The sequence below is a fragment of the Amycolatopsis tucumanensis genome (genome assembly GCF_021654135.1).
Taxonomy (GTDB): domain Bacteria; phylum Actinomycetota; class Actinomycetes; order Mycobacteriales; family Pseudonocardiaceae; genus Amycolatopsis_E; species Amycolatopsis_E tucumanensis.
The window spans coordinates 1-25308 of sequence record NZ_JAKGSD010000019.1 but is presented as its reverse complement, the minus strand read 5'-3'; the positions used below and the strand labels follow the sequence as shown (position 1 = coordinate 25308).

Sequence of the window (25308 nt, the reverse complement as noted above, 5' to 3'; positions counted from 1 at the left end):
ACTTCCCTTGCGCCACCGCACTTCCGGCACGCGATAGGGTTCGGCGCATGAGTGATGCCGAGACGCTGTTCGAGCGGATCATCGCCGGTGAGATCCCGAGCGAGAAGGTGTACGAAACTGAAACGACATTCGCGTTTCGGGATATCCAGCCGCAGGCTCGCGTGCACGTGCTCGTGGTGCCGAAGAAGCGTTACCGGAATGTCGCCGAGCTGGCCGCGGCCGATCCGCAACTGCTCTCCGACGTGCTGACGACCGCCGCGAAGGTCGCCGAACTCGAGGGCATCGCCGAGTCCGGCTACCGAGTGGTCTTCAACACGGACAGTGACGCCGGTCAGACCGTCTTCCACGTGCACGCGCACGTCCTCGGCGGAGAACAGCTCGGGTTCTTCGGGCGAGTCGCGAAGTAACCGACTGCGCGCGCCCCGCCCGGCCCGCTAGCATCGATGGGGTAAGCAGGAAGAGAGCAGCGGAAACGCAGAAGGCAGGCCCGAGGACACTTGGCCGGAACCGCACAGGGTGGAGCCGCCCGATCGGACGTTCCCGAGAGCGCCGGGGACGTCACTGAGACCACCGGAACCGCACGGAGCACGCGCAGCGCCCAGTCCCGGTTCCCCATTCCGGACGGCGCGGTGCTGACGCTGCTCGGATCCCGCGACGAGAACCTGCGGGTGGCCGAGGAACTGCTGGCCGCCGACGTCCACGTCCGGGGCAACGAGGTCACCCTCACCGGGGAGCCCGCGGACGTCGCGTTCGGCGAGCGCGTGTTCGCCGAACTGGTCGCCCTGGCCGGGCGCGGCCAGCAGGTCGGCCCGGACACCGTCCGCCGCACCGTCGGCATGCTGTCGGCAGGCGGCGCGGAGTCGCCGGCCGAAGTGCTCAGCATGGACATCCTGTCCAGGCGCGGCCGCACCATCCGACCCAAGACGCTGAACCAGAAGCGCTACGTCGACGCCATCGACAAGCACACGATCGTGTTCGGGGTCGGCCCGGCCGGCACCGGTAAGACCTACCTGGCGATGGCGAAGGCCGTGCAGGCGCTGCAGGCCAAGGCGATCACCCGGATCATCCTCACCCGCCCCGCGGTCGAGGCCGGGGAGCGGCTCGGCTTCCTGCCGGGCACGCTGTCCGAGAAGATCGACCCGTACCTGCGGCCGCTGTACGACGCGCTGCACGACATGGTCGACCCGGACTCGATCCCGCGCCTGATCCAGGCTGGCACGATCGAGATCGCGCCGCTGGCCTACATGCGCGGCCGCACCCTCAACGACGCGTTCATCATCCTCGACGAGGCGCAGAACACCACGCCCGAGCAGATGAAGATGTTCCTCACCCGGCTCGGCTTCGGCTCGAAGATCGTGGTGACCGGCGACATCACGCAGGTCGACCTGCCGAGCGGGCAGAAGTCGGGCCTGCGAGTGGTGCGTGAGATCCTGGAAGGCGTGGAAGACTTGCATTTCGCCACGCTGACCAGCTCCGACGTGGTGCGCCACCGGCTGGTCGGGGACATCGTGGACGCCTACGAGAAGTGGCAGGCCGAGCAGGACGCCGAGCGCGGCACCGGCACCGGGAACGGCTGGCGGGGCCGGCACTGAGCATGACCATCGAGATCGCGAACGAGTCCGGCGTCGCGGTGGACGAGACGTCGATCGTCTCGGCCGCGCGCTTCGCGCTGGACCGCATGGAGGTCAGCCCGCTCGCCGAGCTGTCGGTGGTGCTGGTGACCCTGGACGTCATGTCCGACCTGCACGAGCGGTGGATGGACCTGCCCGGTCCCACCGACGTCATGGCCTTCCCGATGGACGAGCTGGACGCCGCCCGCCGCCCCGACGCCGGTGACCCGTCACCGGCGCTGCTGGGCGACATCGTGCTGTGCCCGGCCTTCGCCAGGGACCAGGCCCGCACCGCCGGTCACTCGCTGCTCGACGAGCTGCACCTGCTGACCGTGCACGGCGTGCTGCACCTGCTCGGCTACGACCACGCCGAGCCCGCCGAGGAACGCGAGATGTTCGGGCTGCAGAAGCGGATCCTCGCCGACTTCCAGGCCGCCGTCGCCGAGGCGAGGCGCCGCGACGCGCAGCGCACGGCCGACGACCGGCTGCTGGGGGCCGCGGGCCTGGACGGCCCCGCCGACGCCGAAAGCTGAGGCTGCCGGAGATGGCGAGTTCGGCCGCTCTCCTGGTGATCGCCGTGGCGCTGGTGCTGCTCGGCGCGGTGCTGGCGGCCGCCGACGCGGCCGTGAGCACCGTGTCCAAGGCCCGCGCGGAGGGGCTGGTCCGGATGGGCCGCCCCGGCGCCCGCCAGCTGGCCATGGTGATCGACGAGCGGCGCAGGCACATCAACCTGCTGGTGCTGCTGCGGCTGGGCTGCGAGCTGACCGCGACGGTCCTGGTCACCGTCGTGTTCCTGCGCTGGATCAAGCCGGAAGCGCTGGCGCTGGTGGTGGCCGCGCTGGTGATGGTGCTGGTCAGCTACGTCCTCATCGGCGTCGGGCCGCGCACCATCGGCCGCCAGTACCCGTACCGCGTGGGCACGGTCATCGCCTGGCCGGTGCGGGTGCTCGGGTCGATCCTCGGGCCGCTGTCCCGGCTGCTGATCATCCTCGGCAACGCGATCACCCCCGGCCAGGGTTTCCGCGAAGGCCCGTTCACCACGGAAATCGAGCTGCGCGAGCTGGTCGACCTTGCCGAGGAACGCGGTGTGGTGGAGCCGGGCGAGCGGCAGATGATCCACTCGGTGTTCGAGCTCGGCGACACGGTGGCGCGCGAGGTGATGGTGCCGCGCACCGAGATCATCTGGATCGAGCAGACCAAGAGCGTCCGGCAGGCGCTCGCGCTGTCGTTGCGCACCGGGTACACGCGGCTGCCGGTGATCGGCGAGTCGGTGGACGACATCGTCGGCGTGGTCAACATCAAGGACCTGGTCCGGGCGCAGCTGGAGGGCGGCGAGGCCAAGCCGGTGTCGGACCTGATGTACCCGGCCAGCTTCGTGCCCGACTCCAAGCGGCTGGACGACCTGCTGCGGGAGATGCAGGTGTCGCACAACCACCTGGCGATCGCGGTCGACGAGTACGGCGGCACCGCCGGCCTGCTGACCATCGAGGACATCCTGGAGGAGATCGTCGGCGAGATCACCGACGAGTCCGACCTGGAGGAACGGCCGCCGGTCGAGCACCTCGACGACCGGACGGTCCGGGTGTCCGCGCGGCTCGGCGTCGGCGACCTCGGCGAGCTGTTCGGACTGGAACTGGAGGACCACGACGTGGAAACGGTCGGCGGTCTGCTCGCCCAGCGGCTCGGGCGCGTGCCGCTGCCCGGCGCCGAAGCCGAAGTGGACGGCCTGCGGCTGCACGCCGAGGGCGGCAAGGACCGCCGCGGCCGGATGCGGATCACGACCGTGGTGGTGCAGGCGGAGAGCGACGAGCTGGCCGGACGTAGGGTGCGTACCGGGAACGGTGACCACGACGAGGCCGACAGGAGTGTGGACCATGCCTGACCTGGACCCGGAGGACGAGAAGATCGTCATCCTCGCCCGATCCGCGCGGGCGCGGAACTCCGCCGCCGAGGGCGCCGCGGTGCGCGACACCGACGGCCGCACCTACGCGGCCACCACGGTCGACCTGCCCTCGTTCAAGATCACCGCGTTGCAGGCGGCGGTCGCGGCGGCGGTGTCCAGCGGGGCGGAAGGCCTGGAGGCGGCCGCGGTCGTCACGGCCGAGCCGTTCGTGGCCGAGGCGTCCGTGCAGGCGGTGCGCGATCTGGCGAAGACGGCGACGATCCTGCGGGCCGATCCGTCCGGGACAGTGCGGGAAGTCCTGTGACCCACCGCTCCGGTTTCGCCTGCTTCGTCGGCCGTCCCAACGCCGGCAAGTCCACCCTGACCAACGCGCTGGTCGGCACCAAGGTCGCGATCACCTCGAGCAAGCCGCAGACCACCCGGCACGCCATCCGCGGCATCGTCCACCGCGACGACGCCCAGCTGGTCATCGTGGACACGCCCGGCGTGCACAAGCCGCGGACCCTGCTCGGGCAGCGGCTCAACGACGTCGTGCGCGAGACGTGGTCCGAAGTGGACGTCGTCGGGTTCTGCGTGCCCGCCGACGAGAAGGTCGGCCCCGGCGACCGCTACATCGCGAGCGAGCTGCGCAAGGTAGCCAAGCGCACGCCGGTCATCGGGATCGTCACCAAGACCGACGTCGCCAAGCCGGAGCAGATCGCCGAGCAGCTGCTGGCGCTGCAGGACGTGCTGGACTTCGAGGAGCTGATCCCGGTGTCCGCCGTGGACGGTTTCCAGGTGAAGCAGCTGGAGGACCTGCTGGTCGCGCGGCTGCCGGAGGGCCCGCAGCTCTACCCGGACGGCGACCTGACCGACGAGCCGGAGCAGACGCTCGTGGCGGAGCTGATCCGTGAGGCGGCGCTGGAGGGCGTGCGCGACGAGCTGCCGCACTCCATCGCGGTGACCGTCGAGGAGATGCTGCCGCGCGAGGACAAGCGGGACCTGCTCGACATCTACGCCACGGTGTACGTCGAGCGGCCCAGCCAGAAGGGCATCATCCTGGGCCACCAGGGCGAGCGGATGAAGGCCGTCGGGGCGCAGGCGCGGCAGCAGATCCAGAAGCTGCTGGGCACGAAGGTCTACCTCAACCTGCACGTGAAGGTCGCCAAGGACTGGCAGCGCGACCCGAAGCAGTTGCGCCGCCTGGGTTTCTGACGGTTCCGCCTGCCCTCGGAGGGCCACCGGGTACGCTGCCGCCCGACGTGATCCACTCCGAGGGGGAAATCCAGTGACCAATCCCTATGGGCAGCCGCCGGGGCAGCAGCCCTACGGGCAGTACCCGCAGACCGGCCCGCAGCCCTACGGCCAGCCGTCCGGCGGGTTCCAGCAGCCGTACCCGCAGCCTGGTTACCCGGCGTATGGGCCGCCGCAGGGCTATCCCGGCCAGCCGCCATACGGCCAGCCCCAGTACGGCGCCATCCCGCCGATGCCGGGCCAGGCGCACATCGTCGTGCCGGGGTCGCAGATCCAGTTCCGGCACACGCCGCCGCTGGTGCTGGCCACGATGGGCAGCCGCTTCCTCGCCCGGCTCGTGGACGGGCTGATCATCGGCGTGCCGCTGACGATCCTCGTGCTGATCCTGCAGCTCGCCGTGCTCGCCGGCGACCCGAGCACGTGGTGGATCTTCCTCCTGTTCCTGCCGCTCACCTCGCTGTCGGTGCTGGTGTACGAGGGCGCGATGCTCGCCACGCGCGGCGCGACGGTCGGCAAGAACGTGGCCGGCATCCGGATCGTCACCGAGCAGTCGGCGGGACAGCCGGGCGCCGGGATCGGCGGCGGGCCCGCCTTCACCCGGCTGGCCACGATGGTGCTGCCGGGCCTGATCCCGTGCGTCGGCGGTCTGGTCGAGCTGCTGGTGGTGCTGTCGCCGTTCTTCGACGAGCAGGCGCGCCAGGGCTGGCACGACAAGGCCGCGAAGACTTACGCGATCTCGACGAAGGCGCTGTACTGAGGTCATGGGCGAACGGTCGTGGCGGAGCGTGCGGGTCACGCCCGCCGTGGCCGCCGCCGGTCTCGCGGCCGGGGTGGCGCTGGGCACCGGCGTGCTCCGGATCCCGTGCTGGTTCCACGCGCTGACCGGTCTGGACTGCCCGTTCTGCGGCGGCAGCCGGGCGCTGGGCGCGTTGTTGCACGGCGATGTGGTCGCGGCCCTGTCGTACAACGCGTTCGCGCTGGTAGTGCTCCTCCCGCTGGCGGTGGCCACGCTGGTCGCGGCGCTCCGGTGGGAGGCCGGGCTGGCGGGCAGGTGGTGGCCGCCCGGAGCGCGGGGACGGTGGCTCACGCTGGCCGTCGCCGGTGCCGCGCTCGTGTGGTGGGCAGGGCGGAACCTGCCGTTCGCGCCGTTCACCGGCTTGTCCGCGTACGCGTGAGACCATGGGGACGTGAGTCTTTATCGCGACACCGGCGTGGTGCTGCGGGTCCACAAGCTGGGTGAGGCGGACCGCATCATCACCTTCCTCACGCGGCGGTACGGCAAGGTCCGGGCCGTCGCGAAGGGGGTGCGCCGCACGACGTCGCGGTTCGGGGCGCGGCTGGAGCCGTTCGGGCACGTCGACGTGCAGTTCTACACCGGGCGCACCCTGGACGTGATCACGCAGGTCCAGACGGTCGACGCGTTCGCGTTGCCGCTGGTGGGCGACTACCAGCGCTACACGGCGGCCAGCGCGATCGCCGAGACCGCCGACCGGCTCACCGTCGAGGAGGGCGAGCCGGCGATGCGGCTGTACCTGCTGGTCGTGGGGGCGTTGCGGGCGCTGGCCGACGGTCAGCGGGACGCCTCGCTGGTGCTGGACGCGTTCCTGCTGCGGGCGATGGCGTTCGCGGGCTGGGCGCCGGCCATCACCGAGTGCGCGCGTTGTGGCCTGCCCGGCCCGCACACCGCGTTCAACGTGCAGGCGGGCGGCCTGCTGTGCGGCAACTGCCGGGTGCCGGGGTCGGTGCACCCGGCGCCCGAGGTGCTGGTGCTGCTGGAGTCGCTCCTGCACGGCGACTGGGACGTCGCGGAGGCCTCGGTCGCCGGGACCAGGCGGGACGCCAGCGGCATCGTGGCCGCTCACCTGCAGTGGCACCTGGAGCGGCAGCTGAAGTCGTTGCCGCTCGTCGAGAGGCGTGCCAGGGAGCTCCAGCCGGGCAAGTAGGGTCGGAAGCCGCAACCCGAGGCAGTGGGAGGATCAGGTGCGGCTCAAGGCACGTGCGGCGCGTTCGGCGGCAGTGGAACTGCGGGCCCCGGACCCGCACCCGTCCGGTGCGAAGCCGCCGGCGATCCCCGCCGAGCTGGTGCCGAACCACGTCGCACTGGTCATGGACGGCAACGGCCGCTGGGCCAACCAGCGAGGCCTGCCGCGAATCGAGGGGCACAAGCGCGGCGAGGCCGTGATGATCGACGTCGCCAGCGGGGCCGTCGAGCTGGGCGTCAAGTGGCTTTCGGTGTACGCGTTCTCGACGGAGAACTGGAAGCGCAGCCCCGACGAGGTGCGGTTCCTGATGGGCTTCAACCGGGACACCATCCGCCGCCAGGTCGACTACCTGGGTTCCATCGGCGTGCGGATCCGGTGGGCCGGGCGCGCGCCGCGGCTGTGGCGCAGCGTCATCAAGGAGCTGCAGGCGGCCGAGGAGAAGACCAAGCACAACACGCTGCTGAACATGACGATGTGCGTGAACTACGGCGGGCGCGCGGAGATCGCCGACGCGGCGCGCCAGGTGGCGCGGTTGGCCGCCGAGGGCAAGATCAACCCGGACAAGGTGGACGAGCGGATGCTCGCGAAGTACATGTACCAGCCGGAGATGCCGGACGTGGACCTGTTCCTGCGGCCCTCCGGCGAGCTGCGGACGTCGAACTTCATGCTCTGGCAGTCGGCCTACGCCGAGTTCGTGTTCCAGGACACGCTGTTCCCGGACTTCGACCGGCGCCAGCTGTGGGCGGCGTGCGAGGAGTACGCGCGCCGGGACCGCCGGTTCGGCGCCGCGGTGGACGCGGCGAAGGGGGCGTCGTGAACACGGAGGCGGCGGACACCGCGGAGCTGCTCAGCCGGGCCAGGGAGGCGCTGGAGACGTACCTGGAGGTCCACGTCGACGACGACGGCGCGTTGACGTTTTCGCACAACGGCGTGCCGTGCGTGATCCAGTCGACGCAGCTCGCCGAGGGCCTCACGGTGCTCAGCCTGACCTGCGTGGTCGGCTGGGACCTGCCCGACGACCCGGCCTTCGCGGCGAAGGCGGCCGAACGCGCCGGGCAGGGCCTGTTCGGCACGCTGGGGGTGCAGCACGCGGAGCGTGGGCTGGACCTGACGCTGCGGTACGCGTTCCCCGCGCAGGGGCTGGAGATCTCCGCACTGGGGACCCTGTTGATGCTGGTGGTCTCGACGGCTTCGCAGCTGCGCGCCGAGCTGACGTAGGCCCCGGCTGCGCGGTTGAGTGGTTGCGCGGCTGGGCGGTGTGCGGTAGCGCAGCCCAGCCAGCCCTTTCACCGGTCCGGGATCCACCCTGCGGTGCTAATGCCGCAGCCCCAGGCTGCGAGCGCTCCACTGCCCGAACCCCGACCGCGCTTCCCCCACCCTGCGTTCGCGCCATCCGCGTCCCAACCCCGGGCGGCCGCCACCCGGCGGTCCCACGGTCGGGCCTTCCCGCCACCCGGCGGTCCCACGGTCGGGCCTTCCCGCCGCCCGGTGTTCCCGCGCCCGGCGTTCCCGCCGCCCGGTGTTCCCGCCACCCGGCCTTCTCGCCGCCCGGCGGTCGCACGGTCCGGCCTTCTCGCCGCCCGGCGTTCCCGCGGCCTCATGTCCCAACCCCGAGCCGCCCGCCGCTCACCACCCGCGACTCACCAACCCCCACCTCCCTCCGCCCCGCCGCCCACCCCCTAACTCACCAACCCCCACCTCCCTCCGCCCCACCACCAGCTCACAAACCCGCCACTCGCACCCGCACGACTGGCCACTTCATGCGCCTCAGCGCACGAGATGACCCACTCGTCGACCCAACCGAGGCATCCTGTCGCCGGTGCCTGGCAGTATCGGCCCGGTGAGCGAAGTACTGGACCGGACCGAGCCCGAGGGCAAGCGGCGTCGCGGGCGGATCACCTCCATCGAGGTGCTCTGCGCCCTCCTCGTCGTCGCCGTGCTCGGGCAGGGCTGGCTGCGCGACGTGCTCGACGTGCCCGCCCTGCGGACCGGCTCCACGGTGTTCGTCGCGGTCTGCGTGCAGGCCCTGCCGTTCCTCGTGCTCGGCGTGCTGATCAGCGGGGCCATCGCGGCGTTCGTGCCTGCCCGCGTCCTGCGCCGGGTCATCCCGCGCAACCAGGCGGGCGCCGTGGGCGTCGCGGGGCTAGCCGGGGTCGCCCTGCCCGGCTGCGAGTGCGCGTCCGTCCCGGTGGCGCGCCGCCTCATCGGCCAAGGGGTCGCACCTGCCGCCGCGCTTACCTTCCTGCTCGCCGCGCCGGCCGTGAACCCCGTCGTGCTCGTCGCCACCGCGGTCGCCTTCCCGGGGCAGCCCGAGATGGTGCTCGCCCGGTTCCTCGGCTCCTTCGCGACCGCCGTCGTGATGGGCCTGCTCTGGGCGAAGTGGGGCAAGCTCGACTGGATCGTCCAGCGCGCCCTCGAGCGCCTGCCCGAGGGCGGCAACCGGTGGCGCACCTTCACCGAGACCGCCCGCGCCGACCTGGTCGAGTCGGCCGGGTTCCTGGTGCTCGGCGCCCTCATCGCCGCCGCCATGAACGTCCTCGTGCCCGCGGCGTGGTTCGAGGTCCTGAGCAACCAGATCGTGCTGGGCGTGCTCGTCATGGCCGTCCTCGCGGTGGTGCTCGCCCTGTGCAGCGAGGCCGACGCGTTCGTGGCCGCCTCGCTCACCGCCCTGCCGCTGCTGCCGCGGCTGGTGTTCCTGGTGGTCGGCCCGGCCATCGACGTGAAGCTGTTCGCCCTGCAGGCAGGCACCTTCGGGCGGTCTTTCGCGGTACGGTTCGCCCCGGTGACGTTCGTCGTGGCGACCGCCTGCGCGGTGATCGTCGGGGTCCTCGTCCTGGGAGGTGCGAGATGATCCAGCAACAGCCGCGGACCGGCCTCGCCGTCGCGTCGGCCGCGCTCGGCGCCGTCGGGATCGTGATGGCCATGTCGGTGTGGGTCACGTGGGCGTTCGTCCGGCCGCGAGCCGGGGATGCGCTGCCGTCGCCGCTGGCCGTGGTGCTCACGTTGGTGCTCGGCGCGCTGTGGGTCCTGATCCTGGTGCTGGCGGTGCTGGCCGTCCTGTTCGGCGTCCTGGGCCGCAACGCCGCGGGCGGGCTGGCGCGCGCCGGGATCGTGTTCGGGTCGCTCGCCGCGTTGCTCGCGCTGGCCGGCGCCGTCGCGTTCGTGGTGTCCGCGGCCGACTGGCTGACCGTCGTCCCGACACGGTAGGGGAGGAACCAGGTGCGTCGCGAAACGCAGAACATCCTGCTCGTGCTGCTCGGCGGGGCGCTGTTGAAGATCGGCGTCAACGGCGATTACCTGCGCTACGTCAAGCCCGCCCAGCAGCCGTGGGTGGTCGCCGGGGGAGCGGTCATCCTGCTGCTCGGCGCGGTCGCGATCGTGCGGGACGTGCTGGCCGCGCGCCAGGCCAGGACGGTCACCGCGGGCCACGACCACCACCACCCGGCGCGGTCGGCGTGGCTGCTGGTCGTCCCGGTGCTGGCGGTGTTCCTCGTCGCGCCGCCCGCCCTCGGTTCCGACTCGGTCATCCGCACCTCGGCGGGCGCGCCCCGCTCGGCCGTCGCCCAGGACGCCGCCGCCTTCCCGCCGCTCCCGGCCGGCGACGTCGTGCCGCTGACCCTCACCGAGTTCGTGACGCGAGCGGGCTGGGATTCCCGCGGCTCCCTCAACGGCCGGACGGTCCGGCTGAGCGGTTTCGTCGTGCACGGCAAGGAAGGCGTGCTGCTGGCACGAATGGTGATCCGGTGCTGCGCGGCCGACGCGGCGCCGATGACGGTCCGCCTGACCAGCCCCCAGGCGGCCCGCTACCCCGACGACACGTGGCTGGAGGTGACCGGGCAGGTGGTCCCCGGCACGGCCGTCGCCGCGAACGGCTACACGCCGGACGTCACGGTCACCGCACTCCAGCCGATCCCCGCACCCCAGGACGCCTATGAGTACTAGACGAGTGACGCCGAGCTCGATCAGTGGCCGCAGGCGACCAGGGATCGGGCGGCAGGCCGGTGCAGACCAGGTGCATCGATCTCGGCCCGCCGTCACCGTCTCCCCACACCGCCCAGACCGCGGACCTAGCGTCTAGCCCAGGTCGGGCGGCTCGCCGCCGGTGTGCGCGAACAGCTTGTTCACGATCTTCCAGTTGCCGCCGATGCGCGCCAGCGACAGGTAGTCGAGGAAGGAGACCGTTCCCCAGTAACCTTCCTCGGCCACGGTCACGAACGCCGCGTCGCCGGTCTGCTGCACCGAGAGGATCCGCGAACGGTAGTGCCCGGTGTCCGCCGGTGCGCTCGCGACCATCTCGGCCAGCTCCGAGACCGGAACGTCGTAGCGTTCGCCACCCAAGGAGCCGAACATGCGGGCATCCTCGTGGAAGGACTCCCGCACCTTGTCGGCGTTACCCGTCGCCTCACCGTCCAGGCACAGCTGGACGGCCCGGCAGATCGCGTCGTAGTCGTCGACCGTCGTCGCGGTGGTTTCGCTGATTGCCTGAGCCATGCGTCGTCCTCCTCACCGGAGTCATCAGGAGGCGCAAAGAGAAAACGCTACGCCTCGACGGGGCCCGGCACCAGGCCGTCCCCCGGCGGTGTGGCCGGGACCTAACTCCCCAGGCGCTTGGCGCAGTCGGTGCAGGTGCCCACGATCTCGACCGTGTGCCGGATGTCCGAGAAGCCGTTGCCGGAGGCGACCTTCTCCGCCCAGCGCTCCACCGCCGGGCCCTCCACCTCCACCGTGAAGCCGCAGTGGCGGCACACCAGGTGATGGTGGTGGTGCGTCGAGCAGCGGCGGTAGATCGCCTCGCCCGACTCGGTCCGCAGGACGTCGACCTCGCCGGCCTCGGACAGCGACTGCAGCGTCCGGTAGACCGTGGTCAGCCCGATGCCGTCACCACGTTTGCGCAGCTCGTCGTGCAGTTCCTGCGCCGACCGGAAGTCGTCGACCTCCGACAGCAGGTCGACCACGGCCGCGCGCTGCTTCGTCGACCGGCGGCCGGGCACCGGGGCCCGGCGAACGTCGCTACTCGTCATGAACCCTCCTGGACGTGGGCCACCGCGTCCATCACGATGTGCGCAAGATGATCGTCCACGAGCCGGTAGACCACCTCACGGCCCCGGCGCTCACCCCGCACCACCCCGGCCGCCTTCAGCACCCGCAGGTGCTGGCTGATCAACGGCTGCGCCACGTCGAGCGCGTCCACCAGCTCGTGCACGCACCGGTCGGCGTCCCGCAGCTGCAGCACGATCGCGATCCGCACCGGAGCCGACAGCGCCCGCAACAGCTCGCCCGCCTCGGACAACGTCGCCGCGGGCTGGGGCGGCGTGCGTGGCTTCAGCTCGTCGCCGGCGTGGACCTGGTCGGCGTCGTCGGGCAACCCGGGCAGCGCGGCGTCCGGACGAGCCATCGGCATAGCCATCTCCAGCCTCGAGTCGGTCGGTGTCACACCATCCTAGTGGCCAGCCGGTAGTGGTTGCCGTTATCGCCTCCCCGGGGCCCATGTCAAGCCCCGCGCCGGGCCGCGACGACGGCCGGATACGCTGGACGGAACCGATAACCGTCCCCGCATCTGATGGAGAGCGTGGAGTGCCCGCCAACATTGAGACCGTCGTCAGCCTGTGCAAGCGTCGTGGCTTCGTCTTCCCGAGCGGGGAGATCTACGGCGGAACCCGGTCGGCGTGGGACTACGGACCGCTCGGCGTCGAGCTCAAGGAGAACATCAAGCGCCAGTGGTGGCGCACGATGGTCCAGAGCCGTGACGACGTCGTCGGCCTCGACTCCTCCGTGATCCTGCCCCGCCAGGTGTGGGTGGCCTCCGGTCACGTCAACGCCTTCAACGACCCGCTGGTCGAGTGCACCGTCTGTCACCGCCGCTACCGCTCGGACCAGCTGGCCGAGGACTACAGCGCGCGCACCGGCAAGGAGATCTCCGAGGACGACCTGTCCGACGTCCCGTGCCCGAACTGCGGCACCCGCGGCCAGTACACGCCGCCGCGCGAGTTCAACATGATGCTCAAGACCCACCTGGGCCCGGTCGAGTCGGAGGAGGGCCTGGCCTACCTCCGTCCGGAGACCGCGCAGGGCATCTTCGTGAACTTCCTCAACGTGCTGACCACGTCGCGGAAGAAGCCGCCGTTCGGCATCGGCCAGATCGGCAAGTCCTTCCGCAACGAGATCACCCCCGGCAACTTCATCTTCCGCACCCGCGAGTTCGAGCAGATGGAGATGGAGTTCTTCGTCGAGCCGGGCGAGGACGAGCGCTGGCACCAGTACTGGATCGACCTGCGCACCGAGTGGTACACCGACCTCGGCATCAACCGCGACAACCTGCGGCACTACGAGCACCCGAAGGAGAAGCTGTCGCACTACTCGAAGCGCACCGTCGACATCGAGTACCGCTTCGGCTTCTCCGCCGGCCAGGAGTGGGGTGAGCTGGAGGGCATCGCAAACCGCACCGACTTCGACCTCACCACGCACTCCAACCACTCCGGGGTCGACCTGGCCTACTTCGACCAGGCCACCAAGGAGCGCTACCGGCCGTTCGTCATCGAGCCGGCAGCCGGTGTCGGCCGCCCGATGATGGCGTTCCTGCTGGACGCCTACCACGAGGACGAGGTGCCCAACGCCAAGGGCGGTGTCGACAAGCGGACCGTGCTCAAGCTCGACCCGCGGCTCGCGCCGTTCAAGGTCGCGGTGCTGCCGCTGTCCCGCAACGCCGACCTGACGCCGAAGGCGAAGGACCTGGCCGCCGCGCTGCGCCGCAACTGGAACGTCGACTTCGACGACGCCGGCTCCATCGGCAAGCGCTACCGCCGCCAGGAGGAGGTCGGCACCCCGTTCTGCGTCACCGTCGACTTCGACACCCTGGAGGACCAGGCCGTGACGGTGCGGGAGCGCGACAGCATGCAGCAGGAGCGCGTGGCGATCGACAAGGTCGAGGCCTACCTCGCCGCCCGCCTCCCCGGCTGCTGACGGAAAGGCCCCGGAAAAGCCCTGGTCACCGCGGTGACCAGGGCTTTTCCATGTCGGCGTCGTCAGATCCGCTTGTAGAAGAACGTCGTCGGTTTCAACGCGCCCGCCGGGTCGGCGGCGTAGTCCGGCACCGTGCCCGCCTCGGCCCAGTCCGCCGCGGCGTACAGGCGCGCGGCCGGGCTACCCGTCTCGGTGTCCAGCACCAGCAGCGTGATCCCGGCCGCGCGGGCGCCCCGTTCGGCCTCCGCCAGCAGCGCCCGGCCCAGCCCGCGGCCCCGCGCGTCCCGGTGCACCAGCAGCTTCGCCAGCTCACCGCGGTGCGGCGCGTTGGGCAGCTGCGCCGGCCGGACCTGCACCGTGCCGACCAGCCGTGGGCCGTCCCAGGCCGCCCAGATCAGGACGCGACCCTCGGCCATGTCGCCGGCGAGCCCCTTCCACCAGGCCCCGGCCGACGCGGGGTCGAGCGGGGCCAGGAACCCGACGGACGCGCCGCCGTTCGTGCAGTCCGCGAGCACCTCGCCCAGGGCGGGCACGGCGGCGGCGAAGTCCGCGGTGGACAGTCGCGTGATCACGGCATCACCAGGACCAGCAGGTAGCGGGCCGGTTCCGGGCCGGAACACACGAACCGCGTCGGTCCCCACAGCCGGAACCGCAGGCAGTCGCCCGGTTCGAGCACGTGCGTCTCGCCGTCGCCCGTCAGCTCCAGGCGCCCGTCGAGCAGCCACAGGTGCTGCTCCAGGCCCGGCACGGACGGCGCGTCGTACCGGATGTCGGCGCCGGGCCGCAGCGTGCCCTCGACGACCTCCGCCCGCAGCGCCGGGTGCGGCGGCGACACCGACCGCCGCACGAACCCGCTGTCCTCGTCGGTCCACACGCTCTGCGCGGACGCCCGCACCACCTGCGCGCCCTCGGCCTCGACCTCGGTGAGCAGGCGCGACATCGGGCGCTCGTAGACGGTGCACAACTTGCCCAGCAGGGACGCGGTCGGGCTGATTTCGCCGCGTTCCACGCGGGACAGCGTCGAGCGGCTGATCCCCGAGCGGTCGGCGAGGTCGTCGAGCGACCAGCCGCGTTCGGCCCGCAACTCCGCCAGGCGCGCGGCCAGGCGGTCCTCCATGGTTCTCACATCAGAGACTGTATCTCAAATTTGAGAGGAGAGTACTTTGACGTGGTCAGCCAGTGACGAGGGAGCGTGGGTGGCAAGCGACGAGCCTCGGCCGGGCCTGGTGCCGGGCCCCAGCCGCAGGGCGGGGACACTGTTCGCCGCGCTCTACGGCGAGCTGACGCCGCGCCCGGACCGGATTCCGGTCACCGATCGCGACCCCTACATCCAGTTCCACGACCGGGCGCAGGCGATGGGCTGGCTCGACAACCTGTGGGGCATGAACGACGCCGGCCGCGAGCATCCGCTTGCCGCGCCGGGATCTGCGCTGGTCACCTGGTTCCAGGTGGGAATCGAATCCGTGCCCGGCGACCGGCCCTTACCGGTGCAGCCGTTCCTCCGCTGCGCCGGAGACGTCACGACGCGACTCGGCGAGCTGCGGCTCGATGCGGCACAAGTGCTGCTGCCCGCGTACAGCCTGGACACGTCGGCGCGCGCCGAGCACGCCCGGGCGCCATCGCTGTCCACCGCGGCCTGGTTCGACGACGTGCGGTCCGCGACACCGGTGCTCGTCACCGTGGACAGCGGTCAGAATCCCGTGGTTCCCGTTGTGGCGCAACGGATGCACCGGTGGCTGGTCAGCCTGCCCCAGAACGTCTTCCGGTGCGAGGCCCTGGTCGAGCGGGAACCCGTGCCACCGCCGTTGCCAGACTCGTTCTGGCACGGGCCGCCCCGGCACCGCGTGACATTCCAGGGCACGTTGGCCGAGTGGTCGCTGGACGCGATCGGCTGGCTCGGCGGCTTCCTCGCCGACCTGGCCGCACGGGAGGGCGCGGCTGTTCCCCTGCTGCTCACCGTGAGCCGCGCGACGGCGATCGGACCCTGACACTTGTCACGGCCGGATCATGACGCTCGGCCTGCGAACCGGGGCCGTGGCGGCGGCACGCTGAGCACATGGACGGAACACAGACCCTGACCCGGGCCGCGGTGCGGCTGACGGGCCTGCGCAAACACTACGGCGAGGTGCGCGCCGTGGACGGTGTCGACCTCACCATCGCGCCCGGCGAGGTCGTCGCGCTGCTCGGCCCGAACGGCGCGGGCAAGTCGACGACCGTCGACATGCTGCTCGGCCTGACCACGCCCGACGCCGGCGAGGTCGCGATCTTCGGCACGACCCCCGCCGAGGCGGTGGCGCGCGGCGCGATCGGCGCCATGCTGCAGGGCGCCGCGCTGCTGGAGGACGCCACCGTCGGCGAGATGGTCGGCATGATCGCGTCGCTGCACCGCAAGCCGATGCCCGTCGCCGAGGCCCTGCGCCGCGCGGGCATCGAGGACCTGGCCAACCGGCGCGGCACCAAGCTCTCCGGCGGTCAGAAGCAGCGCGTGCGGTTCGCCGTCGCCCTGGTCAGCGACCCGGACCTGCTGGTGCTCGACGAGCCGACCGCCGCGATGGACGTCGGCAGCCGCCGCGAGTTCTGGAAGTCCATGCACGCCTACACGAACACCGGCCGCACGGTGTTGTTCGCGACGCATTACCTGGAGGAGGCCGAGGAGTTCGCCGACCGGGTCGTGCTCATGCGCGGCGGGCGGATCGTCGCCGACGGCTCGGTCGCCGAGGTCCGCGCGCTGGCGAGCGGGCGGACGCTGCGGGCCGCCGTGCCGGAGGCCACCCCGGCGGCGGTCGCGGAACTGCCCGGCGTCACCGAGTACGAGGTGCGCGGCGGCCGGATCGCGGTGTCCACTTCGGACTCCGACGCCACCCTGCGGGCGCTGCTCGAACGCTTCCCCGGCGCGCACGACGTCGAGATCACCGCGATCGGGCTGGAAGGCGCTTTCCTGACCCTCACCGCCGACGAGGAGAACCACCGATGAGCCTGAAGTTCCTGACCCTGGAGATCCGCCGCGTGCTGCGCGCCCCGCGGTTCCTCATCTTCACCGTGGCGTTCCCCGTCCTGATGTTCCTGCTCTACGTCGGCATCTTCGCGCGCGGCGACCAGGACGCCGTCGCGCCGCTCATGGTCGGCATGACCTCGTTCGGCGCCATGTCGGCGGCGTTGTTCGTCGGCACCCGGGTGGCGGTCGAGCGCAAGGCCGGCTGGCAACGGCAGCTTCGGCTCACCCCGCTGTCCGGCGCCGGTTACCTGAGCGCGAAGGCCGCGACCGGCTTGACGCTCGCGCTCGCGCCGGTGGTCCTCGTACCGCTGGTCGGCGCGCTGACGCAGGGCGTGTCCCTCGGGGCGGGCAGCTGGCTGCGGGTCACCCTGGGGGTGTGGCTCGCCGCGATCCCGTTCGCCCTGATCGGGCTGCTCATCGGCCAGGTCGGCACGGCCGACTCGGTCCAGCCGATCACGCAGCTGGTCATGCTGCCGATGGCCCTGCTCGGCGGCATCTTCATCCCGGTCGAGGCGATGCCGCACTGGCTGCTGCAGATCTCGCACGTGCTGCCCAGCTACTGGATGGCACAGGTCGGGCGCGGCGCGGTGACCACCGACCTGAGCACGAGCCTCGGGCAGGACGTGCTGTGGCTGGCCGTGTGGACCGCGGCGGTCGGGGTCGCGGTGGTCCGGCGTTACCGTAAGGACTCCGCGCGGGTGTGATGGGGAGAAGCACGGTGGCCGAGGACAGGACGCAGTGGTGGAACGAGCACGCCGCGGGACGGCCCCGCCCGCGGTTCGCGCGCCGCTGGCCGGTCGCCGGGGCCATTTTCTACCTGGCCAGCGCCGTGCCGGTCGGCCAGCGACTCGACCCGCTGCTCGTCGTGCTGCTCGTCGCCTACGGCTTGTGCTACGTGACCTTCCCGTACTTCCTGCTGTCGCACCGGCGGATGCGGGTCCGGCTGCCGTTCGCGGTGCTGATGCTCGTGCTCGGGTGGGCGGTGCTGTTTCAGGGCGCCAGCATCTACATGCTCCTCTACGCCACGCTGGCGATCGCGATGAGCATGCCGGCGGGGTGGGTGCTGGTGTTCGACGGCGCCGCGGTCGCCGGGTGCGGGCTGCTGCTGCTCGTCCACAACGACGTGCGCGGCACGCCGTCGGACATCGGCACGGTCGTCGGCATCACCACGACGATGTTCTTCATGGGACGGCTGGCTCAGACCGTGCGGCGGCTCAGGCGGGCCAACGAGGAGATCGCCGCGCTCGCGGTGAGCGCGGAGCGGGAACGGCTGGCGCGGGACCTGCACGACATCCTCGGCCACAGCCTCACGACCATCGCGGTCAAGGCAGGTCTCGCCCGGCGGCTGATCGAGACCGCGTCCGACGAGGAGCGCGCGGTCACCGAGATCCGCGAGGTCGAGGCGCTGGCGCGCAGCGCGCTGACCGACGTGCGCGCGACGGTGTCGGAGTACCGCGAGGTGTCGCTGTCCGCCGAGCTGGTGGGCGCGCGGGCGGCGCTGCGGGCCGCGGAGATCGACGCGGAACTGCCGAGCGCGGTCGACAACGTGCGGCCGGAGCTGCAGAGCGCCTTCGGGTACGTGCTGCGCGAGGCGGTAACGAACGTGCTGCGGCACTCCGGCGCCAGCCGGGTGAAGGTGCGGCTGGGGCGGAACTGGCTGGAGATCTCCGACAACGGCCGCGGCACCGAACCGGCCGCGGCGGGCAACGGGTTGCGCGGGCTGGCGGAGCGGCTGGCCCAGCTGGGTGGCACGCTGCAGGTCCGGGCGCGGCCCGGGGAGGGGTTCCAGCTGCGGGCCGAGGTGCCCGCGGCGAAGCCGGTGGAGGTTTCGTGATCCGGGTGCTGCTGGCCGACGACCAGGCGATGGTGCGGGGCGCGCTGGCGACCGTGCTCGGGCTGGAGCCGGACATCGAGGTCGTCGGCCAGGTCGGGTCCGGCGACGAGGTGCTCGCCGCGGCGAAGGAGACCGCGCCGGACGTGGCGCTGCTGGACGTCCAGATGCCCGGCACGGACGGCCTGACCGCGGCCGCCGAGCTGCACGCGGCGCTGCCGTCGTGCCGGATCATCGTGTGTACCACGTTCGGCAGGCCCGGTTACCTGGCGCGGGCGATGGCCGCGGGGGCGGCCGGGTTCGTGGTGAAGGACTCGCCGCCGGAACAGCTCGTCGACGCGGTCCGGCGGGTCCACAACGGACTGCGCGTGGTCGACCCCGCGCTGGCCGCGGAATCGCTGGCGACGGGGGCGAGCCCGCTCACCCCGCGCGAGCACGAGGTGCTGCGCGCGGCCAGCGACGGCGGCACGGTGTCGGACGTCGCGCGGCGGCTGCACCTGTCCGAGGGGACCGTGCGCAACCACCTGTCCGCCGCGATCGGCAAGACCGGCGCCCGCACCAGGGCCGAGGCCGTCCGGTTGGCGGAGGAGCGCGGCTGGCTGTGAGGACCCGTCTGGGAGGATGACCGGGATGGGTGAGCGGGTGAGCTGGGTGCGCCGTGCCGTGCTGGGCACGGTGCTGGTGTTGCTGATGGTGGTGGGCGGGACGGCGTTCCGGGTGTGGCAGGTGGCGCGCGAGGACGATCGCACGCACGCCGACGCGATCGTGGTGCTCGGCGCGGCGCAGTACAACGGGAAGCCGTCGCCGATCTTCCAGGCGCGGCTGCGGCACGCGATGGACCTGTACGAGGAGGGGGTCGCCGAGCGGATCGTCACCGCGGGTGGCAACCGGGCCGGTGACGCCTACACCGAGGCCTCGGCGGGGGCGAACTGGCTGGTCGAGCAGGGCGTCCCCCGCGAGGCGACGCTGGCGGTGGGCGAGGGCAGCGACACGCTCGGCAGCCTGCGCGCGGTGGCCGGCGTGTTCGGCGAGCGGGGCTGGCGGACCGCGGTGCTGGTGAGCGACCCGTGGCACTCCCTGCGGGCGCGCACGATGGCCAACGACGCCGGCCTGGAGACCTGGACCTCGCCGACGCACCGCGGGCCGATCGTGCAGACGCGGGAGACGCAGTTCGCCTACATCTACCGCGAGACGGGCGCGCTGCTGTTCTACCGGCTGACCAAGACACCTGCCGACAACATCGGCGGTACTGGGCTGGGCTGAGGTCCGCGCCCGGCGGTCGCACCGGCTCCGGTCGGCTCCAGGGCTGCCTTGATCCTGTTCTCCCGAAGAGCCCGCAGGCGGGCGCGGCGTCCGCGAGTCCCGTTCCGGCTCATGTTCCAGTCGCCCCCGCACGAGTGGGCATCTCGTGTGTCCTGGTCAGAACCCTGCCCGCGCACCCCGGAAATGTCGGTGGGTGCCCGTAGAGTTGCGGGGTGTACAGCGAGCACGATCAACAGCGGTGGCTCGACGAAGCGCCGAAGCGGGCGGCGCTTCCCGGGTCGCGGCCGGACGGCCGGAGTGCCTTCGCGCGGGACCGGGCCCGCGTGCTGCACTCCGCGGCGCTGCGCCGGCTGGCCGGCAAGACCCAGGTGGTCGGGCCGGGGGAGGGCGCCGAGGTCAGCGGTGTGCCCCGCACGCGGTTGACGCACTCGCTGGAGGTCGCGCAGATCGGGCGCGGCATCGCCGAGGAGCTGGGGGCCGATCCGGACCTGGTGGACACGGCGGGGCTGGCGCACGACATCGGGCACCCGCCGTTCGGGCACAACGGCGAACGGGCGCTCGACGAGGTGGCGCAGTCGTGCGGCGGCTTCGAGGCCAACGCGCAGACGCTGCGCATCCTCACCCGGCTGGAGCCGAAGGTCGACTCGGCCGGGCTGAACCTGACGCGTGCGTGCCTGGACGCGTCGACGAAGTACCCGTGGCCGCGGCGGGCGGGCACGGCGAAGTTCGGGGTGTACGCCGACGACCGGGAGGTGTTCGACTGGATGCGGGCAGGCGCGCCGGAGGGCCGCACCTGCCTGGAGGCGCAGATCATGGACTGGGCCGACGACGTGGCGTACTCGGTGCACGACGTCGAGGACGGCGTGCTGTCGGGACGGTTGTCGCTGTCGGTGCTGGCCGACCCGGGGGAGCGGGCTGCCGTGGCGGAGCTGGCGGCCAAGCACTTCTCGCGGTTGTCGGTGTCCGCGCTGGAGGGCGCGGCGCGGGACCTGCTGGACCTGCCCGTGGTGGCGGAGCTGGCGCGCCCCGGGGTCGACTCGACGCCGCACGGGCAGATCGCGCTGAAGCGGATGACGAGCGAGCTGGTCGGCCGGTTCGCGTCCGCCGCGGTCACCGGAACGCGCGCCGAGTACGGCGACGGCCCCCTCACCCGCTACGCCGCGAGCCTGGTGATGCCGGAACGCGTGGCGGCCGAGGTGGCGCTGCTGAAGGCGCTCGCGCTGCGCTACGTGATGAGCGACCCCCGGCGGCTCGCCATGCAGGCCGGCCAGCGCGAACTGCTGGCCGAGTTGGTGACGGTCCTGGCCGAGCGCGCGCCGGAGCCCCTGGAGACCGCGTTCCACCCGGCGTGGCACGCGGCGCCGGACGACCCCGCGAGGCTCCGCGTGGTCATCGACCAGGTCGCCTCCCTGACGGACGCGCAGGCACACGCCTGGCACCGCTGGCACACCGGACGCCACTGATGCCCACCCACGAGGCGCGACTGCGCGCCGTCGCGCGCCGGACGCTGCCGCTGCCCATCGCCGAACGCTGGACCTCGTTGATCCGGCCTGCCGTACGCCTCCGCCCGGCACAACAGGGTGACCAGGTGGTCGGCCGGCTAGGCGGCTGCCCCGCCGTGCCGCACGACTTCGAGTGGCCGGTGTGGCCGGGGGAGGGCTCGCTGAGCTTCGTGGCGTCCGTCGACTGCGCGAAGCTGCCGCGCGAGTCGATCGACCTCGCCCTGCCCGCCGACGGCACGCTGTTGTTCTTCTACTTCGACGACACCCTCGGCTACTTCGACCCGGCCTTCCCGCCGCGCCCCGTCGGCGGGCGGGATCCGGAGTCGCTGACCGCGGGTGCGCGAGTCGTCCACGTCCCGGCCGGGGTGTCGACCGCCGAACGGGAACCACCCGCCGACATCGAGCCCTACGACTGGATCCCGCTGGCCGCCGCGCACCGGCTGACCGGCCCGGACTGGTCCCACCCGTCGTTCCGCGCCGCGTGCCGGGACCTGCCGGCGCACGTCCTGTCCTTCTTCGACGACCACGCCAACGGCGACACCTTCATGAACGCCCTGGCCGCGACCGTGCCGAGCCCGGCGCACCAGATCGGCGGCTACGCGTTCCCGATCCAGGACGCCGTCGAACTCGACGTCGCCGCGGCGCACTTGCGCGCCGACGTCGTGCGCGACGAGCAGGCGTGGTCGGCGGTGCAGGAGGAGGCCCGCCGCTGGGTCGCGCTCGCCCAGATCGACTCCGACGACGAGACCGGCATGATGTGGGGCGACGCGGGCCGGCTGCACTGGCTGATCCGTCCCGCGGACCTCGCCGCCGGGCGGTTCGACGCGGCGTCGTTCACGTGGCAGTGCGGATGAGTTGTCACCCACCTGCGCCTCCCCGGCCCAGCGCCCCGCACCCGCCCCAGCAGAGCCCCCGGCGCCGCGCTCCGGTCCGGTAGCGTCGGGGTCGTGACCACGCCCGAACGTGACCATCTGCGCTTCAGCCTCGCGGTTCACCGGGTCGTCGCCGGCGCCAGTGGCGACTCGGTGGTCTCGCCGTACTCCATCGCCAGCGCGCTCGGCCTCGCGAGCCAGGCGGCGGACGGCCCCGCTGCCGAGGAGCTGCTCCACCTGCTCACCGGGGGCGACCCGGACATCGCCAAGCAGGCCGACCTCCTCCGCGCCGCCGCCACGCTCGACAACACCACCCGCCAGGAGGACCCGGTCCTCGCCGTCGCCAACACGCTCTGGGCCTGGGACCAGCTGCCGGTCCGCGACACCTTCCTCGCCGACCTCGCGGGCTGGCCGGGAGCGAGCGCGAAGACCGCCCCGTTCGTCACCGACCCCGACGGCGCCCGCCGCGCCATCAACGCCGACGTCGCCGAGACCACCCGCGACCTCATCCCCGAACTGCTGCCCCCGGACTCGGTCGGCGCGGACACCGTCGCCAGCCTCGTCAACGCCCTCTACCTCAAGGCCGCCTGGCAGCACCCGTTCCGCGAGGCCACCACCCGCGACGAGCAGTTCCACAGCCCCGGCGGCCCGCGTCGCGTCCGGATGATGCGCCAGACCGAACGCCTCGGCTACGCGCGCCAGGACGGCTGGCAGGTCGTCGAGCTGCCCGGGGCAGGCGTCACCGCGACCGTCCTGCTGCCCGACGGCGACCTCGCCGCCCAGGAGCCGGGCCTCGACGACACCCGGCTGGCCACCCTGCTCGCCGCCCCCAAGCAAGTCCAGGTCGACCTGCGCCTGCCGAAGATCGACCTCGACCGCCCCGCCGACCTCACCGGCGCGCTCAAGCACCTCGGCGTGCGCACCCTGTTCGAGCCCGGCGAAGCCCCGCTCGGCCGCCTCACCCCGGACCCGCGCGCGTTCGTCTCGGCCGTCCAGCACCAGGCGGTCCTCAAGCTCGACGAGCAGGGCCTCGAGGGCGCGGCGGCCACCGCGGTCATGATCCGCACCATGTCCATGGTCACTCCGGTCGACCCGGTCGAGGTGCGCGTCGACCGGCCTTTCCTGCTCCTCGTGCGGCACGCCCGGACGGGTGTGGTCTACTTTTTCGCCCGCGTAGTCGAGCCCTGAGGGTGAAAGAGTGACCGCTTTGCTGCAGGCGCCCGAGACCGTGCCCGAGGTCGGAGAGGAACGGCGTCGGTTCGGCCGCGCCGACGCACTGGTCATCGGCATCTACGTCGTCGCCGCGTTCATCCTCTACGCCGGGTTGTGGGTCAACCTGGGCAGCGGCGGCTACATGTACAACAGCGGCCAGGACCAGAACATGTGGGAGTGGTTCTTCGCGGTCACCGCCCACGCGGTGTTCAACTGGGAGAACCCGCTCGGCACCACCCTGCAGAACTACCCGGACGGCGTGAACCTCATGGCCAACACGGCCATGTTCGGGCTCGGCATCCCGCTGTCGCCGATCACGCAGCTGTTCGGCCCCACCGTGACCTGGGCGATCGCGCTCACCGGCGGCTTGGCAGGCACCTCGATCGCCTGGTACTGGGTGTTCTCGCGGCACCTGGTCACCTCGCGCACGGCCGCCGCGATCGGCGGCGCGTTCTGCGGCTTCGCACCGGCGATGATCTCGCACGGCAACGCGCACCCGAACTTCGTGGTGCTGTTCCTGATCCCGTTCATCGTGATGCGGCTGATCCGGCTCGCGCAGGGGCACCGGCCCGTGCGCGACGGCATCATCCTCGGCCTGATGCTGGCCTACCAGGTGTTCCTGGGCGAGGAACCGCTGCTGATCATGATGATGGCGTTCGTGCTGTTCGCCGCGGGCTACGCGGTGTCGCGGCCGCGCGAGGCGCTGCGGATGGTCAAGCCGATGGCGGGCGGCCTGACCGTCGCCGCGGTCGTCGCCATCGCCATCGCGATCTTCCCGCTGTGGTGGCAGTTCTTCGGCCCGCAGAGCTACCGCACCCTGGAGCACGGCCCGGTCGGCAACGACACCGCGGCGTTCACCCGGTTCGCGACCGAGTCGATCGCGGGCACCCCCGAGGCCGCCGCCGACGTGTCGATGAACCGCACCGAGGAGAACGCGTTCTTCGGCTGGCCGCTGATCATCCTGATGGTCGTGCTGACCGTGTGGCTGTGGCGCGACGTCCTGGCCCGCGCCATCGCGATCTCGATGTTCCTGATGGCGTGGCTGTCGCTGGGCGTCGAGATGATCGTCAACCACGAGGAGACCGGGATTCCCGGCCCGTGGCGGCTGCTGGCCGAGCTGCCGCTGTTCGACTCGCTGCTCGAATCGCGGCTGGCGATCGGCTGCATCCCGGCGGTCGCGGCGCTGCTCGCGATCGCCACGGACCGCGTGTTCGAGGCGGCGCCGGGCTTCCGCGATCGGAATCTGCCGGTGCGGTTCCTGTGGCTGGGCGCGCTGGCCGCGGTGCTGCTGCCGATCGCGCCGACGCCCTACAAGACCTACATCCGCCCCGAGACCCCGGCCTTCTTCGCCGACGGGGCGTGGCGCCAGTACGTCGGGTCCGGCTCGGTGGTCGTCGTGCCGCTGCCCAACGGCGGCGACGCGCGGGCGCTGCACTGGCAGGTGGAGGCCGACCTGGGCTTCCCGCTCGCCGACGGGTACTTCGTCGGCCCGAGCGGCCCGGACGACAAGCGCGGCCGGTACGGCGCGGTGAACCGCCCGACGGCCGACCTGCTGGCCGAGGTGCGGGACAGCGGCGAGGTGCCGAACGTGACCGTCCAGCAGCGCGCCCAGGCGGTCGAGGACCTGAAGTACTGGAAGGCCGACGCGGTCGTGCTCGCGCCCGTGACCAACGGCAACGCGCTGCACCAGACGGTGGACCAGCTGCTCGGCGGCCAGGCCGTCTACGTGGACGGCGTGTGGGTCTGGGACGTCCGCGCCCTCCGCGGCTAGGTGTAGTGCCCAGTGAGGTTGTCGACGCGGGTGATGGGTGGTTGGCCGTTGAGGGCGGTGTGGGTGCGGTGGTGGTTGTAGTGGTGGAGGAAGTCGGGTAGTGCGTTGGCTCGTTGTTCTGAGTTGGTGAAGGGTTGGGCGTAGGCCCATTCTTCGGCGAGGGTGCGGTTGAAG

General features: G+C 72.0%; 31 protein-coding genes. 25 read left to right on the top strand and 6 right to left on the bottom strand.

Going from position 1 to position 25308, the window contains the following annotated elements:
• Positions 1-47: 47 nt before the first annotated feature.
• The 14 genes from L2C96_RS19865 (at position 48) to L2C96_RS19800 (ending at position 10670) form a co-directional block, all read left to right on the top strand.
• Entirely contained in the window at positions 48-407 is a 360-nt protein-coding gene (locus L2C96_RS19865) for a histidine triad nucleotide-binding protein (protein ID WP_020416605.1), read from the top strand.
• 90 nt (positions 408-497) lie between these two features.
• Positions 498-1592, top strand: coding sequence for a PhoH family protein (locus L2C96_RS19860; protein WP_027935652.1), 1095 nt, complete (start codon positions 498-500; stop codon positions 1590-1592).
• Positions 1593-1594: 2 nt separating this feature from the next.
• Positions 1595-2143, top strand: coding sequence for an rRNA maturation RNase YbeY (ybeY, locus tag L2C96_RS19855; RefSeq protein ID WP_017981232.1), 549 nt, complete (start codon positions 1595-1597; stop codon positions 2141-2143).
• 11 nt (positions 2144-2154) lie between these two features.
• Positions 2155-3492, top strand: coding sequence for a hemolysin family protein (locus L2C96_RS19850; RefSeq protein WP_020416607.1), 1338 nt, complete (start codon positions 2155-2157; stop codon positions 3490-3492).
• Positions 3485-3817, top strand: a complete 333-nt coding sequence (locus L2C96_RS19845) for a cytidine deaminase-like protein (RefSeq protein ID WP_020416608.1) — start codon at positions 3485-3487, stop codon at positions 3815-3817. Before L2C96_RS19850 ends, L2C96_RS19845 begins: the two co-directional genes overlap by 8 nt.
• Positions 3814-4707, top strand: a complete 894-nt coding sequence (era, locus tag L2C96_RS19840) for a GTPase Era (RefSeq protein ID WP_020416609.1) — start codon at positions 3814-3816, stop codon at positions 4705-4707. The genes L2C96_RS19845 and era overlap by 4 nt, the downstream gene beginning before the upstream one ends.
• A gap of 73 nt (positions 4708-4780) precedes the next feature.
• Positions 4781-5503: an RDD family protein gene (locus L2C96_RS45125; protein WP_020416610.1), complete on the top strand. Its 723-nt coding sequence runs from the start codon at positions 4781-4783 to the stop codon at positions 5501-5503.
• 4 nt (positions 5504-5507) lie between these two features.
• Positions 5508-5921, top strand: coding sequence for a DUF2752 domain-containing protein (locus L2C96_RS19830; RefSeq protein ID WP_237337303.1), 414 nt, complete (start codon positions 5508-5510; stop codon positions 5919-5921).
• Between the two features lie 12 nt (positions 5922-5933).
• The gene (gene recO / locus L2C96_RS19825) at positions 5934-6689 is read left to right on the top strand and encodes a DNA repair protein RecO (protein ID WP_039791214.1); all 756 of its coding nucleotides are present in this window, start codon (positions 5934-5936) and stop codon (positions 6687-6689) included.
• Positions 6690-6726: 37 nt separating this feature from the next.
• Positions 6727-7545, top strand: a complete 819-nt coding sequence (locus L2C96_RS19820) for an isoprenyl transferase (RefSeq protein ID WP_020416613.1) — start codon at positions 6727-6729, stop codon at positions 7543-7545.
• A complete protein-coding gene (locus tag L2C96_RS19815; RefSeq protein WP_017981240.1) occupies positions 7542-7946 on the top strand; it encodes a hypothetical protein in 405 nt (134 codons plus the stop codon). Before L2C96_RS19820 ends, L2C96_RS19815 begins: the two co-directional genes overlap by 4 nt.
• A gap of 622 nt (positions 7947-8568) precedes the next feature.
• Complete coding sequence (locus tag L2C96_RS19810; RefSeq protein WP_237337302.1) at positions 8569-9579, top strand: permease; 1011 nt, start codon at positions 8569-8571, stop codon at positions 9577-9579.
• The gene (locus tag L2C96_RS19805; protein ID WP_237337301.1) at positions 9576-9935 is read left to right on the top strand and encodes a hypothetical protein; all 360 of its coding nucleotides are present in this window, start codon (positions 9576-9578) and stop codon (positions 9933-9935) included. The genes L2C96_RS19810 and L2C96_RS19805 overlap by 4 nt, the downstream gene beginning before the upstream one ends.
• Before the next feature lie 12 nt (positions 9936-9947).
• On the top strand, positions 9948-10670 hold the full coding sequence (locus L2C96_RS19800; RefSeq protein WP_020416616.1) for a TIGR03943 family putative permease subunit: 723 nt from the start codon (positions 9948-9950) through the stop codon (positions 10668-10670).
• A gap of 132 nt (positions 10671-10802) precedes the next feature.
• Here L2C96_RS19800 and L2C96_RS19795 read toward each other — a convergent pair whose 3' ends face one another.
• The 3 genes from L2C96_RS19795 to L2C96_RS19785 form a co-directional block, all read right to left on the bottom strand.
• Positions 10803-11219, bottom strand: coding sequence for a nuclear transport factor 2 family protein (locus L2C96_RS19795; protein WP_237337300.1), 417 nt, complete (start codon positions 11217-11219; stop codon positions 10803-10805).
• Between the two features lie 101 nt (positions 11220-11320).
• A complete protein-coding gene (locus tag L2C96_RS19790; RefSeq protein WP_026152974.1) occupies positions 11321-11749 on the bottom strand; it encodes a Fur family transcriptional regulator in 429 nt (142 codons plus the stop codon).
• Entirely contained in the window at positions 11746-12129 is a 384-nt protein-coding gene (locus L2C96_RS19785) for an ArsR/SmtB family transcription factor (protein WP_020416619.1), read from the bottom strand. Before L2C96_RS19785 ends, L2C96_RS19790 begins: the two co-directional genes overlap by 4 nt.
• A gap of 173 nt (positions 12130-12302) precedes the next feature.
• On the opposite strand from L2C96_RS19785, the gene L2C96_RS19780 reads away from it, so the two are divergent.
• Positions 12303-13688 (top strand): glycine--tRNA ligase, encoded by a 1386-nt coding sequence (locus L2C96_RS19780; protein WP_020416620.1) that lies wholly within the window; start codon positions 12303-12305, stop codon positions 13686-13688.
• A gap of 62 nt (positions 13689-13750) precedes the next feature.
• On the opposite strand, the gene L2C96_RS19775 is transcribed toward L2C96_RS19780, so the two are convergent.
• Both L2C96_RS19775 and L2C96_RS19770 read right to left on the bottom strand, forming a co-directional pair.
• Positions 13751-14260: a GNAT family N-acetyltransferase gene (locus tag L2C96_RS19775; RefSeq protein ID WP_237337299.1), complete on the bottom strand. Its 510-nt coding sequence runs from the start codon at positions 14258-14260 to the stop codon at positions 13751-13753.
• Positions 14257-14805 (bottom strand): helix-turn-helix domain-containing protein, encoded by a 549-nt coding sequence (locus L2C96_RS19770; RefSeq protein ID WP_237337375.1) that lies wholly within the window; start codon positions 14803-14805, stop codon positions 14257-14259. Before L2C96_RS19770 ends, L2C96_RS19775 begins: the two co-directional genes overlap by 4 nt.
• A 79-nt stretch (positions 14806-14884) precedes the next feature.
• On the opposite strand from L2C96_RS19770, the gene L2C96_RS19765 reads away from it, so the two are divergent.
• The 10 genes from L2C96_RS19765 (at position 14885) to L2C96_RS19720 (ending at position 25134) form a co-directional block, all read left to right on the top strand.
• The gene (locus tag L2C96_RS19765; protein ID WP_237337298.1) at positions 14885-15676 is read left to right on the top strand and encodes a hypothetical protein; all 792 of its coding nucleotides are present in this window, start codon (positions 14885-14887) and stop codon (positions 15674-15676) included.
• 68 nt (positions 15677-15744) lie between these two features.
• Entirely contained in the window at positions 15745-16662 is a 918-nt protein-coding gene (locus tag L2C96_RS19760) for an ABC transporter ATP-binding protein (protein ID WP_020416624.1), read from the top strand.
• Positions 16659-17387 (top strand): ABC transporter permease, encoded by a 729-nt coding sequence (locus tag L2C96_RS19755; RefSeq protein WP_020416625.1) that lies wholly within the window; start codon positions 16659-16661, stop codon positions 17385-17387. The genes L2C96_RS19760 and L2C96_RS19755 overlap by 4 nt, the downstream gene beginning before the upstream one ends.
• 14 nt (positions 17388-17401) lie before the next feature.
• Positions 17402-18517, top strand: coding sequence for a sensor histidine kinase (locus L2C96_RS45120; RefSeq protein WP_237337297.1), 1116 nt, complete (start codon positions 17402-17404; stop codon positions 18515-18517).
• Positions 18514-19119: a response regulator transcription factor gene (locus L2C96_RS19745; protein WP_020416627.1), complete on the top strand. Its 606-nt coding sequence runs from the start codon at positions 18514-18516 to the stop codon at positions 19117-19119. Before L2C96_RS45120 ends, L2C96_RS19745 begins: the two co-directional genes overlap by 4 nt.
• 25 nt (positions 19120-19144) lie before the next feature.
• Positions 19145-19777, top strand: coding sequence for a YdcF family protein (locus tag L2C96_RS19740; RefSeq protein ID WP_237337296.1), 633 nt, complete (start codon positions 19145-19147; stop codon positions 19775-19777).
• Positions 19778-19989: 212 nt separating this feature from the next.
• On the top strand, positions 19990-21240 hold the full coding sequence (locus tag L2C96_RS19735) for a deoxyguanosinetriphosphate triphosphohydrolase (RefSeq protein ID WP_237337295.1): 1251 nt from the start codon (positions 19990-19992) through the stop codon (positions 21238-21240).
• Complete coding sequence (locus L2C96_RS19730) at positions 21240-22133, top strand: YwqG family protein (RefSeq protein ID WP_237337294.1); 894 nt, start codon at positions 21240-21242, stop codon at positions 22131-22133. Before L2C96_RS19735 ends, L2C96_RS19730 begins: the two co-directional genes overlap by 1 nt.
• A 93-nt stretch (positions 22134-22226) precedes the next feature.
• Positions 22227-23339: a serpin family protein gene (locus L2C96_RS19725; RefSeq protein WP_237337293.1), complete on the top strand. Its 1113-nt coding sequence runs from the start codon at positions 22227-22229 to the stop codon at positions 23337-23339.
• Between the two features lie 10 nt (positions 23340-23349).
• Positions 23350-25134, top strand: a complete 1785-nt coding sequence (locus L2C96_RS19720; RefSeq protein WP_237337292.1) for a glycosyl transferase — start codon at positions 23350-23352, stop codon at positions 25132-25134.
• Here L2C96_RS19720 and L2C96_RS19715 read toward each other — a convergent pair.
• On the bottom strand, positions 25131-25308 hold a 178-nt coding region (locus L2C96_RS19715), incomplete at its 5' end, for an integrase core domain-containing protein (protein ID WP_237337374.1). The two genes, L2C96_RS19720 and L2C96_RS19715, sit on opposite strands and share 4 nt — an antisense overlap.